The organism is Chloroflexus sp., from assembly GCF_034431535.1.
Lineage (GTDB): Bacteria > Chloroflexota > Chloroflexia > Chloroflexales > Chloroflexaceae > Chloroflexus.
The window spans coordinates 1-13,750 of record NZ_DAOUDC010000029.1 but is presented as its reverse complement, the minus strand read 5'-3'; the positions used below and the strand labels follow the sequence as shown (position 1 = coordinate 13,750).

Here is a 13,750-nt window from a genome sequence, read left to right as displayed (position 1 = left end):
CCAGCGCGCTGGGCCCCTACTTCACCCCTTCCAGCACCCAGTTATCGATTAACCGCACGCCATCGAAACGCACCGCCATCGAGAGCAGCGCCCCCTCTGGCCCAATCTGATCCAGCTCGCGCAGCGTCAGCGGGTGCGCCACGCTCACATACTCCGGCTTCGCCAACGGTTCAGCCGCCAGTACCTCGCGCATCAGCGCGCGCAACGCCTCGCCGCTGCGCTCACCGGCGGCGTAGTGTTCGGCAGCGGCCCGCAAGGCCCGGTAGAGCACCGGTGCCGCCGCTCGTTGCGCAGGTGTGAGGTACACATTCCGGCTGCTTAGCGCCAACCCATCCGGCTCGCGCACTGTCGGCGCGACCACGATCTCGACCGGAATATTCAAGTCGCGCACCATCTGCCGGATCACCACCGTCTGTTGCGCATCCTTCTGGCCGAAGTAGCTCTTGGTTGGTTGCACGATGTTAAACAACTTGCACACCACCGTCGCCACGCCGCGGAAGTGGCCGGGCCGGGCCGCTCCCTCCAGCACGTCATCAGCGGCGGGTTGGATGACGTAGGTGCCGAAGCCGGTCGGGTACATCTCTTCCACCGGCGGCACAAAGACCAGATCAACTCCGGCAGCGGCGAGCAACGCCAAGTCGCGCTCGGTATCGCGCGGGTAACGGGCGAAATCTTCGTGCGGGCCAAACTGGGTTGGGTTGACGAAGATGCTGACCGCCACCGCCGGGCATTCGGCGCGTGCTCGCTTGACGAGCGCCAAGTGGCCTTGGTGGAGATAGCCCATCGTCGGTACGAAGCCTAATTCGCCAAAGGCCGCGCGCGCGCGGCGAAAATCGACGATAGTATGTAGCACTTCCATACGATTCCTCATTGAACAGATGTAATAAGGTTCGCTTATCATTGCGAGTTGCCGCCAGCGGTGCGGCAATTGCCTGATTGAGCGCGAGCCAGCCTGCTTGTAAGGACGTGCATAGGGCCGCTTGCTGCATCCCGTTCGCGGCCCGCCGTCTACGCCTGTGGATAGCGCCCGCAATGGTGCCCGTCAGCGCCGTTCGGCGCAAGTGCTGCCCCCTCCCTTCGGCAGCGCAAGCAGGCTGGTTATTCTGACGGTGTGCCGGCGTCGAACTGGCGCAACGCTGTCGCCAGTTCGTCGGCATCCATCCGGCTGCTATGTTCGGGGCCGGGGAAGGCGCCGGTGCGCACATCATTGGCGTATTGGGCCAGCGCCTCGCCGATGATGGCGGCGAGATTGGCGTAACGGCGCGCATGGCGGGGCACAAAATCGCTGTACAGGCCTAGCATATCGTGCCACACCTGCACCTGCCCGCTACAGCCAGCGCCGGCCCCGATCCCGATCGTCGGAATCCGGAGCCGTTCGGTAATCGCTTGCGCGAGCTCTGCAGGCACCAGCTCGAGCACAATTGCAAAGGCCCCAGCCTCTTGCACGGCCAGCGCGTCGGCCAGCAACTGCTGCGCCTCGGCGGCGCGTTTACCTTGCACCCGCAACCCAATTTGGTTGACCGCTTGCGGAGTAAAGCCGATATGCCCCATCACCGGAATCCCCAAATGCACCAGCCGGGCAATCGTCGGTGCGATATGAACGCCGCCTTCCAGCTTCACCGCTTGCGCGCCGGCCTCTTGCAACATTCTCCCGGCACTGATGACGGCCTGTTCAGGCGAGGCGTAGGTCAAAAACGGCAGATCGCCAACCACCAACGCCTTGCGCGTCCCCCTCACAACCGCGCGGGTATGGTGCAACATCTCGTCGAGCGTCACCGGCACCGTCGATTCGTGGCCTAAGACCACCATCCCCAGCGAATCGCCGACCAAAATCATGGGAATGCCAGCGCGATCGACAATTTGCGCCGAAGTATAGTCATACGCGGTCACCATCGGGATCCGCTCGCCGCGATCGCGCATCTGCTGAATATCACGAACGGTTGTGCGCATTGCCGGCTCCTCTTGGCAGTCATTCATTGCCGGTCATTCCGGCATGCCCGATTGTAGCACGGAATAGTGAGGAGGGCGGTAGCAGGCTAGAGTAGGAAAGGGTTTGATGACAGCACAGGGCTAAACCATAATGATACTATTTGTACATATGGTGTAAGCCTGAAGGGTTTCGTTCAATATGGCTACTCTTGTCACTTTCGTGATCAATCTTGCCTCTAAAGATCGTACAACTTTTCACGAATCGAACTAATGAGATGATTTAAGCAGTACTTGGTCATGCGTTCTTTAAAATTGGCTAATGATTTTTTGTAGTCGTTTAGTGCCCAATTCTCAAAATGTTTGACAGGTCAGAATAGATAGCCTAAAATAGAGCAACATTGCTTGCCCATGGAGTCAATGCTATGCAGCGGAAGCCCACGATGGACATCCCCCCCGCTTTGGTACCGTATGCTCGTCGGATTGCTCTCCGTGATCTAGAACTATTTTATTACGATGCCGGTGCTGCCAAAGTTCCTATCCTGCTCCTCATCCACGGGTTAGGCGATGAAGCTGACACTTGGCGGGCCATCATTCCGCCACTTGCGCAGCGCTACCGTGTCATTGCGCCTGATCTGCCCGGCTTTGGCCGCAGTTCTGGCCCTAAGGGCGGTTACAGTCTGACCTTTTTCGCCCGCACCATGGCCGAATTTATCACTGCGCTCAATTTGCAGCAGGTAACGTTGGTTGGTCATTCGCTGGGGGCAATGATTGCGCAGCGCCTGAGCATTGGCTTACCTCGGCTCATCCAACAGCAAATTCTGATCAGCGGCTGCTTGCCGATCAAACCCCAATGTCCAACCCGCCGGCTATGGCCACTCTTGCTCCCGGGGGTGGGTGAGTTGATTTTGGCCGGCATCCAACGCTCGCGTGAACTGGCATTCCAAAGCTTGCGCCCATTCTACTACAATCTCTACGAATTGCCGGCTCGCGAGCAGCGGTTTCTGCGCCGGCGGGTGTGGGCGCGGCTGCACCATGTGCGCCAGCGCCGGGCAACCCTCTCGGCGTTGCGCTGGCTGGCGGTTGATTCGCTCTTCCGCGCTCATCAATATCTCGATCTGGTCAGTGAATGTCCGACGCCGACCATTCTCATTGGTGGCGATCATGATATGATCGTCGCAGGGGAATGCATCGAAGCTACCGAGGTGGTACTCGAAGGGCGTGGACAGTATATTCATCTTGAGTATTGCGGCCATATGCCGCAGCAGGAATGCTTTGAACAGATCTGTGAATTGATCGCAGAGCTGGTTCCTGCTGGGCATAATGGTGAAGCCGATGCGTGTAACGAACATGCGGATGGCTAGGCAAGGCTACGAGGAGGCGGCATGTTCGCCGGCTTCCGCCCCGCGCGCTCGCACCAATGAGGCAATGATCGACACGGCAATAATGGTGGCGACGACCCCCAACGACACCCCGGTCGGAATCTTCCAGCTTACGCCAACGATCGCTGCGCTAAGATCAGGCAACAGCATCTTGACGCCGACAAACGCCAGCACCACTGATAACCCTAGCTTGAGGTAGTGGAACAGGTGGACGACGCCGGCCAGCACAAAGTAGAGCGCGCGCAACCCCAGAATAGCGCAGACGTTTGAGGTATAGACGATAAACGGATCTTGCGTCACTGCAAAGATGGCTGGAATCGAGTCAATAGCGAAGATGAGGTCAGTGGTTTCAACCATCACTAGCACCAGCAAGAGCGGCGTCGCCATCAACATGCCATTCTGGCGGGTAAGAAACTTCTGGCCGTCGTAGCGGTCGCTAATCGGCATAAAGCGGCGGAACAGGCGCACCACCGGGTTTTTCTCCGGCTCGATCTGCTCGTCTTGGGCCGTGGCCATGCGAATGCCGGTAAAGATCAGGAACGCGCCGAAGATCCAGATAATCCAGTGAAATTGCTTGATCAGCGCCGCGCCGGCCAAAATCATCGAACCGCGCATGATCAGCGCGCCAAGAATGCCCCAGAAGAGCACGCGGTGCTGGTATTTGGCTGGTACCGCGAAGTACGAGAAGATCAGCACAAAGACAAAGATGTTGTCAACGCTGAGCGCTTTTTCAATCAGATACCCGGTTAAGAATGCAAGCCCGGCATCGCTCGCGCTCAGCGAGCTATTGGGCATGATCACATCCCAGAAGAGGTACAAGCCCAGATTAAAGAGCAAGGCCAGCGAAATCCAAACGACGCTCCAGATAGCTGCTTCGCGCAGGGAAACTTCGTGCGCTTCCCGGTGAAAGACGCCTAAATCAATTGCGAGCAGGGCCAGTACAAAGAGGTTAAAGCCGACCCAGACCCATACTGCATCGAACATGGTGTTGCTACTCCCTGTGCATGTGATACGTTTTATCACAATAAAAAAGCGAGCCGACGGCAGCTTACTACTGCGCCGGTCTCGCCAGTCTGGTGCCCCAGTACTCGATGCAACCGGGAATGCGAGGATTCCGTCTTGACGATTGCATCAACCTGCCCGAAGCAGGCGGCTACTCCCCAACGGTTTGCACTATAGCGTATTTTTGCCGTTTCTGATAGGGGAAAATTACCCACCCATGCTACGGGTGGGCGGTAGCCATGATGGCGGAGAACCGCCCTCGCCAAGCGCGTTCTTTATCGATATACTAAACAATTGTGTATATTGCTTTAGGAATCAACAATGGACATGCCGTATGGATGTGATCACAATCGGGTTGCTTATTGGCGGGCTGGCGCTACTCACGGTCGGTGGTGAACTGTTGGTGCGCGGTTCGAGCCAGTTGGCGGCGCTGGCCGGTATTTCGCCGCTGGTGATTGGGTTGACGGTGGTGTCGTTTGGCACCAGTTCGCCTGAATTGGCCGTCAGCATTCAAGCTGGCTTGGCCGGCAAGAGCGATCTTGCGGTCGGCAATGTCGTGGGTAGTAACATTTTCAACATTCTCTTCATTCTCGGCGCGTGCGCTCTGATCAGCCCGCTGATCGTAGCGGTGCAGCTCATCCGGCGCGAGGTGCCGTTTATGATCGCCGTTTCGCTGCTGCTGGTCGGTCTTGCCCTCGATGGCAACGTTGGCTGGCTGGATGGCGTACTCTTGTTTAGCTTGCTGATCGGCTATACGGTGTGGTCGATCTACGCCAGCCGGAAAGAGAGCGCCGAGGCGCGGGCTGAATTTGCCCAAGAGTTTGGGCCGGAGAAGCTGCCGGCGCAGGGTGGTGCGAAGGTATGGCTGACCAGCATCAGTTTGATCGTGGTCGGGTTGGGTTTGCTGGCCCTTGGCTCGAACTGGCTGGTCGAGAGCGCAACGACCCTAGCGCGGGCCTTTGGGGTAAGTGATGTGATTATTGGCTTGACCATCGTGGCGGCGGGTACCTCGCTGCCTGAAGTGGTCGCTTCGATTGTAGCCACCCTCAAAGGCGAGCGTGATATTGCGATCGGGAATGCCATCGGCAGTAATGTGTTCAATGTTCTCGGTATTCTTGGCCTTGCCGCGGTCGTCACACCCGGCGGCTTGACGGTCGCCCCCTCGATCATCACCTTCGATCTGCCGGTGATGATCGCGGTTGCGTTTGCGGCGCTGCCGATCTTTGTCACCGGCCTTAGCATTAATCGCTGGGAAGGAGCGATCTTTCTTGGGTATTATGTGGCGTATACCACCTACCTGATCTTGGCTGCTACCCAGCACGATGCCTTGCCGACCTTCAGCAGCGTGATGGCGCTGTTTGTGTTGCCGATCACGGCAATTACGTTGCTCGTGTTGGCGCTCAATGCGGTGCGCCGGCGCGATTGGGCGACGCCGCGGGCATGACATGATCAGTGCCGCATGGCCGTGCGGGGTGATCAGCCCCATTCCGTGGTTTGATCGATACTGCCTGGGGTTGTGATTTGTACTGCCCGGTAATGAGAGCCGCACAGCTGTGCGGCTCTACCAAGGGTTTTACGGCAATACGACCAGTATGCCTTGTTGGGCTTCGTGGCCGGGGATGCGACAATAAAACCGGTATTCGCCGGGGGCGGGGGCGCGAAAGGCCAGAATTGCGTCCACCCCCGGATCGGCTGAGACGGTGCGATCGCCGCTCGGTAGCTCGATGGTCAGGCTGTGGGCGACTTGGCCGCGGTTGCGTAGCCGGAGAAAAATCTGTTCGCCGGTTTGGGCTTCGACCCGATCGGGGGCAAAGCGCATTTCGGTGGCTGTCACTTCGATCGTGCGTTCACGCAATGGCTCGCCGCAAGCAGTGAGAAACGCTAATCCGATCAGGATGATGCCGGCGGCGAACAATATCCGGTGTAGACGTGATGAGGTGGCAGTTTTCATAGGATCGTACTCTACAGGTATGGATCACGGTCGCTTCGCCATAACTGTACCAGAAATTAGGCGCAGTGATGGTAGAGGCATTGTCTTGTGACAGTTCAACCATTTTCGGGTACAATGGCAGAAGACCCAAACCTTTGCGGAATGTTGAGTGATGAAACTGGCAGCCATGCAACGAGGCATGTGACCGCGATCGTAGGGCTGGTTTGGCCAAAGCATCATATCTCGCGCCAGCAGTGATACGGCGGGATTGGCAACGAATGGGTCGCGACGCTCGGCGATGATGATTTGCCTAGCCCGCACAATGATACGTTACTAATCACTGGAATATGCTGCATTGCGCCGGTGAGCATGGATCGAGCCGGTGCCGGTGTTCTATCACGGTATTGGATTGGTTTCTGCACGTTGGTCGAGGGGAGCATGCTCTATCCGCTTGTGTTGATTGCGTTGGCCGCTGCGCCACTGGCATTGTTGGCCCGCTTGCCCGGTCGTGATCGCATCGCGTGGGGCTTGGCCCTCATTCCATTGGCCATCTTCGGCTTGACCTTGGCGCAGGCTGGGCCAGTGTGGGAAGGCGGCGAGATCGTCGAACGGATCGCGTGGGTGCCGGCTCTTGGGCTTGATCTGAGTTTTACCCTCGATGGCTTGAGCCTGCTCTTTACGCTGATCATTACTGGTATCGGTACATTGATCGTCGGCTACGCCGGCCATTACCTCGGCGCCGATAGCGGTCTTGGCCGATTTCTGGCCTACATGATGCTGTTTATGGGCGCAATGCTCGGTCTGGTGCTAGCCGGCAATGTGCTGACGATGTTCGTTTTCTGGGAATTGACCTCGGTTACGTCGTATTTGCTGATCGGCTACAAGCACGATTATGCCGATGCGCGGCGTGGTGCGTTGCACTCGCTGTTGGTGACCGGCGGCGGCGGGTTGGCGCTGTTGGTTGGTCTGCTGCTGCTAGGACAGGCAGCAGGGGGCTATGAGTTGAGCGATATTCTGGCTGCTGGCGATGTCTTGCGGGCGCATGCGCTCTACCCGGCGGCGGTGATCTTGATCTTGCTCGGCTGTTTCACCAAATCGGCCCAGATTCCCTTCCACTTCTGGTTGCCGGGGGCGATGCAAGCGCCTACCCCGGCCAGCGCCTTTCTCCACTCGGCGACAATGGTCAAGGCCGGCGTGTATCTGATGGCGCGGCTGAGCCCGGCGTTGGGCGGCACGGCGCTGTGGGATGTGACGCTGTCTGTGGTTGGTGGCGCCACGATGACCTTCGCCGCGATTGTGGCGATGCGCCAATTTGACCTCAAGGCGATGCTGGCCTACACCACGATCAGCATGCTCGGCGCGTTGACGATGCAGATCGGTTTGGGTGGCAAGTATGGAGCCGAAGGGGTGGCGACTAATATTTTGGCCCACGCATTGTACAAGTCGGCGCTGTTTATGCTGGCCGGCGTGATCGATCACGAGTGCGGCACGCGCGATCTGCGCCGATTGGGCGGGTTGCGCGCCTATATGCCGCAGACGATGGTGATCACCGCGCTGGCGTTGTTCTCGTTCGGCGGCATCCCGGTGATGTTCGGCTTTGTCGCCAAAGAGTTGATGCTGGAAGCGGCGCTCAAGACCGATCTCGGCGCAACCTTGAGCGTGCTGGCGGTGGCGGCGATTGCAGTGACGGCAGTGGCCTATCTGGTCACCGGTTGGCGGTTATTTAGCAATACTTTCCTTGGCCAGCGCAGCATAGCGGCTATGCAGCAGCACGTCACCGACCCGGTGCCGGGCATGCTGATCGGCCCCGGTGTGCCGGTGGCGTTGTCGCTGATCATTCCATTGGCCTTGCTTGGCCCGATCAGCGGGTTGATTGGGCCGGCGAGCGCGGCGATTTACGGCAAGCCACTTGAGGTTGAATTAGCCCTTTGGCACGGCATTAATACGGCACTCTTGGTCAGCCTTGGCGCGATTGTGGTTGGGTTTGGGTTAGCCCGCTTTGGCGAGCAGTTGGCGAACATGCGCGGCTGGCCGGCATGGTCGCGCGGCGATATGATCTTCGATCGCCTGATTGAGCGCACGCTGGCCGGCGCGACGGTGCTGACCCGCACGATCCAAGAAGGTCGCTTGCGCCGCTATATTCTGCTGACGGCGCTGGCAATGCTGGTCTTTGTCGGTGGGCCGTTTGCCAGCTTCGGCCTCGGCGCGATCCGGTTTGATCTCGATCCGCAATTGCAATTCTACGAAGTGCTGGCAGTGGCGCTGATCCCGATTGGCGTACTGGCGACGATTCTGGCCCGCACGCGCTTGGGGGCGATTATCGCCGCCGGTGTGGTGGGGGCAATGGTGTCGCTGTTGTTTGTACTCTTCTCGGCCCCCGATCTGGCGTTGACCCAGTTGCTGATAGAAGTGCTCTCGACCGTCTTCCTGCTATTGGTCTTTTCGGTCTTGCCGGTGCGGTTCGAGAGCTTTTCGGCCTCGTGGGTGCGCCGTCGCGATGGGATTGTGGCGGCGGCAATGGGTCTCTTGATGACCGGGTTGGTGTTGGCGACGGCGACCAACGATGCGTTCGCGCCCTTGGCCCCCTTCTTCCTTGAGAATAGCCTTGAGAAGGGCAAAGGCGCCAATGTGGTCAACGTGATTTTGGTTGACTTCCGCGGCTTTGATACCTTGGGCGAGATTACGGTTTTGTTTATCGCTCTGTTAGGCATCTACGGCTTGCTCCGTTTACGACAGGGGAAGAACGATGTTGCACCGGAACGAGTCACCACTGCCGAACCGGCCGCTGAGCCGGTCGACACCAAGAGATAGCGCGCTGTACGATTCGCTGATCCTGCGCACGGTCAGCCGGCTGATGATGCCGCTGCTGTTGCTGCTCTCGATCTATATGCTGCTGCGCGGCCACAATCTGCCCGGCGGTGGCTTTATCGGCGGCTTGCTCGCTTCCAGCGCGATTATTCTGCAAATGGTAGCGTTCGGCCCCAAAACGGCCCGGCGCATTTTGCCGGTCAACTATCTGCTGTTGGCGGCGTTTGGCGTCTTCTTCGGCGCAATTTGGGGGTTGCCAGCGCTCTTTGCCGGGCTGCCCTACATGCAAGCGTTCTGGTTGCCCGAACCGATCCCCGGTGTGGGCAAAATCGGCACGCCGGTGCTGTTTGATATCGGAGTCTACTTTACCGTCATTGGCGTGACGACCAAAATCGCGCTGTTGCTAGTCGAAGAGCCGACACTCTTTCCGTTGCCGGTGATGAAACCAGCGCCGGTCGAGCAAGAGGAGGGCGCATGATTATCTTGTTAGCAATTGCGATCGGATCGCTCTTTGCCGGCGCGACCTATCTCATGTTGCGCCGTTCGGTAGTGAAGCTGATTCTCGGCTTGATTTTGTTGAGCCATGGCGTCAATCTGCTCATTTTTACGATGGGTGATGGGGTGCGCCGCGGGGCGCCGCCGCTGGTGGATGCTGCCGGCCAGCCCCCTCCCGGCTCTGCCGATCCGTTGGTGCAGGCGCTGATCTTGACCGCGATTGTGATTAGCTTTGGCTTTACCGCCTTTGTGATGGCGCTGGCCTATCGCTCGAATCAGGCCGTGGGCAGCGACGATCTGGATGATCTCTCGACGACTGATCGGTTGTAGTATAGGAATATAGATATGGTGTTTCATCTCTTTATTCCGATCATTACGCCAATGATCGGGGCGGCGCTGGCCGTCTTGTTCAACCGTCAGCGCATCGTGGCGCGGGTCATCACGCTGATCAGCGTCTTGATCAACCTTGGCTATGGCCTGTGGTTGATGAGCGTGGCGCCGGTACGCGGGCCGTTGGTGGCACAAGCCTCGGGTTGGCTGGCGCCGTTTGGCATCTCGCTGGTGGCCGATGGCATGAGTGCGCTGATGGTGATGCTGGCCGCGTTGCTCATGCTGGTCACCATCATCTACAGCTTCGCTTCGGTTGACGAGCAACGGGAACATCACTTCTATTATCCCCTGTTGCTGCTTTTGTTGCTCGGCGTCAGCGGTGCCTTCCTCACCGGTGATCTCTTTAACCTGTACGTCTGGTTTGAAGTGTTGCTGGTGGCGTCGTTTGGGTTAATTACGCTCGGCGGTAGCCGCGATCAGCTTGAGGGCGGGTTGAAGTATGTGGTGCTTAATCTGCTCGGCAGCACCGCCTTTCTGTTTGGTTGCGGCTTGATGTACGGCTTCGCCGGTACGCTCAATATGGCTCACATCGCCGAGCGCATGGCGACCCTCGCCAACCCCGGCTTGCAGACCGTGTTGGCCGGGATTTTTCTGTTTGCGTTCGGCAGCAAAGCCGCGATTGTGCCGCTCTTCTTCTGGTTGCCTTCGAGCTATCACACGCCGCCGGTCGCTGTGACCGCCATCTTTAGCGGGTTGATGACGAAGGTTGGCGTTTACGCGCTCTACCGGACATTCGGGTTGATGTTTCAGAATGAACTGGCCACGTATGGGCCGTGGCTCACGCTGCTGGCCGGTCTGACGATGGTGATTGGCGTGTTGGGCGCGGTGGCGCAGATGAATGTACGCCGCATCCTCAGCTTTCACATCATCAGCCAGATCGGCTATAGCGTCATGGGGTTGGGCTTAGCCAGCGCCGCCGGCTTGGCCGCCGGATTGGTCTTTACCGCGCACGTGATGATTGTCAAGATGGCGTTGTTTTTCATTGGCGGTGCCGCCGAGCAGATCTACGGCACCGGCGATCTGAAGAAGATGGGTGGCTTGGCCCGCCGCGAACCGCTGTTGGCGTTGTTTTGGTTCCTTGGCATTTTGTCGCTGGCCGGCATCCCGCCGCTCAGCGGCTTCATCGGCAAGCTGATCCTCTTGCAGGTAGGCGTGACCCAGCAGGCGTATCTGATTACCGCCGTGGCGGCCGGCACTAGCATTCTGACCTTCTTCTCGATGCTCAAAATCTGGAACGAGGTCTTTTGGAAGAAGTCGTATGACGATGTTCATCGTCTGCCGCGGGTTTCGTTCGGATTGCTGGCACCGGGAGCAGCGCTGGTCGTTCTCAGCGTGGCGCTGGGTTTGCTGGCCGGGCCGCTAGTTGATTACAACACGATTGCCGGCCAACAGGCGTTTGACCGCAATGTCTACATTACCGCCGTCTGTGGTGCAGATGGTTGTGAAGCGGTATACCGGGCGGCGCTGAAGTAAAGGGTGCGGTATGATCATCTTAGTGCTCATTCTTACCCTCACATGGATGGCGCTGCAAAGCAGCTTTACCTTGCCCGATCTCATCGTTGGCTTGGCTGTCAGCTACGGGATTGTCGCGCTGGCGAGCCGATTTTTGAGCATTCCCTTTACCAACGGCGGGTTGGGCCGCTCGCGGATGGATAGCGGTAATTATACCCGCCTGACGGTCAAGTGGATCGCGTTTATTGGGTTTGCGCTGTGGAGCGTTTTGAAGGCGAATATTGATATGGCGCGGATCGTGCTCTTCCGGCGCGTCGCCGATATTCGCCCCGGCATTATCGCTATCCCGCTCGATGTTAAGAGTGATGCCGGAATTACCGTCTTGGCGAATCTGATTACGTTGACGCCGGGCACCGTCTCGCTCGATATTTCCTCCGATCGGCGCACGATCTACATTCACTGTATTGATGTGCAAGATGCTGATGCGGTGCGCGCTGATATTAAGCAGAACTTCGAGCGGCGGGTGATGGAGCTGTTACCATAGGGGTCAATCATCATGACGTTGTTTGAAATGCTGATCGCCGGGTTGATGGGAATTCTCGCCATTTCGATGGTGATCTCTATGGCGCGTTTGCTGATTGGGCCGAGCATTCCTGATCGCGCGATGGCCTTTGACTCGATTATGAACCACGTGGTGGCGTTGGTGGCGCTCTATGTAGTGATTACCGATCAGTTGGCACTGGTTGATGCGATCTTGATCGTCGCTGTGCTCGGTTTTCTGGGGACGGTGGCTGTGGCGCGCTATATCGAAGAGGGGCGAAGCTGATGGAACTGAAAGAGATCATCACCTTGGCGCTGGCTACCATCGGTGTGGGGTTTATCTTTATCTCGTCAATCGGGATTATCAAGTTGCCCGACCTGTATACCCGTGTCCACGCCAGCGGCAAGACCGGTACGTTAGGGATTATTGGCGTGCTGTTGGCCGTAGCCGTGCATCATGGCGATCTGATCGCGGCGGCGAAGATGATCGCCCTGATCGCCTTCTTTTGGTTGACGGCGCCGGTGGCGGCGCACATGCTGGATCGAGCCGCCTACCTGACCGGGGTCGAGCGCGCACCGCAGACGGTGCAAGACGATTTGGCCGGCAAGTATGATGTCGAGCAGGGCCGGTTGCTGTCATAAGGGTTACGCGGCCCGCGGCGCGGGGTGAATAGCCACGAAAAGACACAAAAGGCGCAAATGACGCTGATGGTTTGGGTGCCTTTTGTGTGTCTTTGCGGGTATGCCCCAAACCCCGTTGCGCTCTCTGCGTTCTTCGCGGCTTCGCCCTCGCTGCGCCTTCGGGTTGGCTCCCACCCCTCGCCCCTCCCCCGGCGGGGGAGGGGTGGGCAGCACGTGTGATTGCGGACAACTGTGGATCGCTGGGGATGCCTCAACGCTTAGCGCTCCACGCCCCTCGCCCGCTTTCCGGCTGTCATTGCGAGGAAGCGGCGGTACCCGGCACGGCTGGGTGCCGCCCGACCGAAGCAATCTCCCGATCGAGCGGCGCAAGCCGGCTCAGAGATGGCAGGATGGGGAACCCGGCTCTGCCGAGCTGGGCTTGACACACGAAGCCCGCTGCGTGGGTTGTATCGATGAGTGATGGGATTCCGCTCTCGCGGGAGATTGCTTCGCCACGCGGCGGGCCGGGCGGCGCTCGGCCCGACCGCTCGGCTCCCAATGATAATTAGAGAGCGGCTCTTCCCGCCAACCCTTCGCGTCCTTTGGGCCGGTTGGTGTGTTACTGCAGGGGGCGCATCGGATCATCCAACATTGCTCTGCGCCCTTTACGTTTGAGTCCTCTGCGTCTTTGCTCGCTTGGCGGCTTGGCCGGTGACTACATGGACGCTTATACGTTCTGTCCGTCCTTGAACGGTGCGGCGGGGGGTAGTGAGTCGGCGCCAGTAGGGCGGCTCGCAGCGGCGACGATCTGTTGCAGGTAGTGCTGCCAGTGTTGCTGGTTCGCGCGGGTGAGACGGCGAATAGCGGCGAGATCGCCGGCTTCGCCGGCTTCGACCGCGGCGGCGAGCGATTCTTGGAAGGCGCGGGCCAGATCGGCGACGGCACGGCGCAACTCGGCGTTCATGGTGCGCTGACGCTCAAGTTGTTCGTACAGCCATTCATTGAGTCGCAATTGTTCTTCTAACTGTTCGCGTAAGCGCTGTTCCGCCGGCGTCATAGGCTACCTCAGGAATCGGTGCGCCCAACCTGATCGCAGGTCGGGCGCAAGGTATCTGGCGGGGAGAGTGAGATTCGAACTCACGAGGGCTTATTAGGCCCTACCCGTTTTCGAGACGGGCACGTTCAACCACTCCGTCATCTCCCC

The 13,750-nt window shown here is 58.8% G+C and carries 14 protein-coding genes and 1 tRNA gene; 9 read left to right on the top strand and 6 right to left on the bottom strand.

The annotated features are described in order from the left end of the window. Positions 1-16: 16 nt before the first annotated feature. Both panC and panB read right to left on the bottom strand, forming a co-directional pair. On the bottom strand, positions 17-859 hold the full coding sequence (gene panC / locus U9R61_RS08235; RefSeq protein WP_322488337.1) for a pantoate--beta-alanine ligase: 843 nt from the start codon (positions 857-859) through the stop codon (positions 17-19). 239 nt (positions 860-1,098) lie between these two features. Further along, the gene (gene panB, locus U9R61_RS08230) at positions 1,099-1,950 is read right to left on the bottom strand and encodes a 3-methyl-2-oxobutanoate hydroxymethyltransferase (RefSeq protein WP_322488336.1); all 852 of its coding nucleotides are present in this window, start codon (positions 1,948-1,950) and stop codon (positions 1,099-1,101) included. A 401-nt stretch (positions 1,951-2,351) separates the two neighbouring features. Here panB and U9R61_RS08225 point away from each other — a divergent pair, with 401 nt between their 5' ends. Continuing rightward, complete coding sequence (locus tag U9R61_RS08225) at positions 2,352-3,290, top strand: alpha/beta hydrolase (RefSeq protein ID WP_322488335.1); 939 nt, start codon at positions 2,352-2,354, stop codon at positions 3,288-3,290. A gap of 6 nt (positions 3,291-3,296) precedes the next feature. Here the strand turns inward: U9R61_RS08225 and U9R61_RS08220 are convergent, their stop codons facing one another. Further along, complete coding sequence (locus U9R61_RS08220) at positions 3,297-4,292, bottom strand: TerC family protein (protein WP_322488334.1); 996 nt, start codon at positions 4,290-4,292, stop codon at positions 3,297-3,299. A 352-nt stretch (positions 4,293-4,644) separates the two neighbouring features. On the opposite strand from U9R61_RS08220, the gene U9R61_RS08215 reads away from it, so the two are divergent. Beyond that, entirely contained in the window at positions 4,645-5,754 is a 1,110-nt protein-coding gene (locus U9R61_RS08215) for a calcium/sodium antiporter (RefSeq protein WP_322488333.1), read from the top strand. 129 nt (positions 5,755-5,883) lie between these two features. On the opposite strand, the gene U9R61_RS08210 is transcribed toward U9R61_RS08215, so the two are convergent. Next, positions 5,884-6,261: a cupredoxin domain-containing protein gene (locus U9R61_RS08210; RefSeq protein ID WP_322488332.1), complete on the bottom strand. Its 378-nt coding sequence runs from the start codon at positions 6,259-6,261 to the stop codon at positions 5,884-5,886. 417 nt (positions 6,262-6,678) lie between these two features. On the opposite strand from U9R61_RS08210, the gene mbhE reads away from it, so the two are divergent. Genes mbhE through mnhG form a run of 7 tightly spaced genes read left to right on the top strand, consistent with a single transcriptional unit; the run spans position 6,679 to position 12,567 of the window. Further along, positions 6,679-9,051, top strand: coding sequence for a hydrogen gas-evolving membrane-bound hydrogenase subunit E (gene mbhE, locus U9R61_RS08205; RefSeq protein WP_322488331.1), 2,373 nt, complete (start codon positions 6,679-6,681; stop codon positions 9,049-9,051). Then, positions 8,987-9,526 carry a Na+/H+ antiporter subunit B gene (locus U9R61_RS08200; protein WP_322488330.1) on the top strand — a complete coding sequence of 180 codons (540 nt, stop codon included), beginning with the start codon at positions 8,987-8,989 and terminating at the stop codon, positions 9,524-9,526. Before mbhE ends, U9R61_RS08200 begins: the two co-directional genes overlap by 65 nt. Then, positions 9,523-9,873, top strand: a complete 351-nt coding sequence (locus tag U9R61_RS08195; protein ID WP_322488329.1) for a sodium:proton antiporter — start codon at positions 9,523-9,525, stop codon at positions 9,871-9,873. Before U9R61_RS08200 ends, U9R61_RS08195 begins: the two co-directional genes overlap by 4 nt. 15 nt (positions 9,874-9,888) lie before the next feature. Continuing rightward, positions 9,889-11,406 carry a proton-conducting transporter membrane subunit gene (locus tag U9R61_RS08190; protein ID WP_322488328.1) on the top strand — a complete coding sequence of 506 codons (1,518 nt, stop codon included), beginning with the start codon at positions 9,889-9,891 and terminating at the stop codon, positions 11,404-11,406. Between the two features lie 10 nt (positions 11,407-11,416). Continuing rightward, complete coding sequence (locus U9R61_RS08185; RefSeq protein WP_322488327.1) at positions 11,417-11,929, top strand: Na+/H+ antiporter subunit E; 513 nt, start codon at positions 11,417-11,419, stop codon at positions 11,927-11,929. Positions 11,930-11,941: 12 nt separating this feature from the next. Next, positions 11,942-12,211, top strand: coding sequence for a monovalent cation/H+ antiporter complex subunit F (locus tag U9R61_RS08180; RefSeq protein WP_322488326.1), 270 nt, complete (start codon positions 11,942-11,944; stop codon positions 12,209-12,211). Next, positions 12,211-12,567, top strand: a complete 357-nt coding sequence (mnhG, locus tag U9R61_RS08175) for a monovalent cation/H(+) antiporter subunit G (RefSeq protein ID WP_322488325.1) — start codon at positions 12,211-12,213, stop codon at positions 12,565-12,567. The genes U9R61_RS08180 and mnhG overlap by 1 nt, the downstream gene beginning before the upstream one ends. A 706-nt stretch (positions 12,568-13,273) precedes the next feature. On the opposite strand, the gene U9R61_RS08170 is transcribed toward mnhG, so the two are convergent. Both U9R61_RS08170 and U9R61_RS08165 read right to left on the bottom strand, forming a co-directional pair. Next, positions 13,274-13,603, bottom strand: coding sequence for a DUF2203 domain-containing protein (locus U9R61_RS08170; RefSeq protein WP_322488324.1), 330 nt, complete (start codon positions 13,601-13,603; stop codon positions 13,274-13,276). A 56-nt stretch (positions 13,604-13,659) separates the two neighbouring features. Beyond that, positions 13,660-13,750 (bottom strand) — tRNA-Ser (locus U9R61_RS08165).

What these genes read in the sequence shown, in the direction of transcription:
- panC (WP_322488337.1), bottom strand. Translation starts at nt 859, where the DNA reads ATGGAAGTGCTACATACTATCGTCGATTTTCGCCGCGCGCGCGCGGCC.
- panB (WP_322488336.1), bottom strand. Translation starts at nt 1,950, where the DNA reads ATGCGCACAACCGTTCGTGATATTCAGCAGATGCGCGATCGCGGCGAG.
- U9R61_RS08225 (WP_322488335.1), top strand. Translation starts at nt 2,352, where the DNA reads ATGCAGCGGAAGCCCACGATGGACATCCCCCCCGCTTTGGTACCGTAT.
- U9R61_RS08220 (WP_322488334.1), bottom strand. Translation starts at nt 4,292, where the DNA reads ATGTTCGATGCAGTATGGGTCTGGGTCGGCTTTAACCTCTTTGTACTG.
- U9R61_RS08215 (WP_322488333.1), top strand. Translation starts at nt 4,645, where the DNA reads ATGGATGTGATCACAATCGGGTTGCTTATTGGCGGGCTGGCGCTACTC.
- U9R61_RS08210 (WP_322488332.1), bottom strand. Translation starts at nt 6,261, where the DNA reads ATGAAAACTGCCACCTCATCACGTCTACACCGGATATTGTTCGCCGCC.
- mbhE (WP_322488331.1), top strand. Translation starts at nt 6,679, where the DNA reads ATGCTCTATCCGCTTGTGTTGATTGCGTTGGCCGCTGCGCCACTGGCA.
- U9R61_RS08200 (WP_322488330.1), top strand. Translation starts at nt 8,987, where the DNA reads ATGTTGCACCGGAACGAGTCACCACTGCCGAACCGGCCGCTGAGCCGG.
- U9R61_RS08195 (WP_322488329.1), top strand. Translation starts at nt 9,523, where the DNA reads ATGATTATCTTGTTAGCAATTGCGATCGGATCGCTCTTTGCCGGCGCG.
- U9R61_RS08190 (WP_322488328.1), top strand. Translation starts at nt 9,889, where the DNA reads ATGGTGTTTCATCTCTTTATTCCGATCATTACGCCAATGATCGGGGCG.
- U9R61_RS08185 (WP_322488327.1), top strand. Translation starts at nt 11,417, where the DNA reads ATGATCATCTTAGTGCTCATTCTTACCCTCACATGGATGGCGCTGCAA.
- U9R61_RS08180 (WP_322488326.1), top strand. Translation starts at nt 11,942, where the DNA reads ATGACGTTGTTTGAAATGCTGATCGCCGGGTTGATGGGAATTCTCGCC.
- mnhG (WP_322488325.1), top strand. Translation starts at nt 12,211, where the DNA reads ATGGAACTGAAAGAGATCATCACCTTGGCGCTGGCTACCATCGGTGTG.
- U9R61_RS08170 (WP_322488324.1), bottom strand. Translation starts at nt 13,603, where the DNA reads ATGACGCCGGCGGAACAGCGCTTACGCGAACAGTTAGAAGAACAATTG.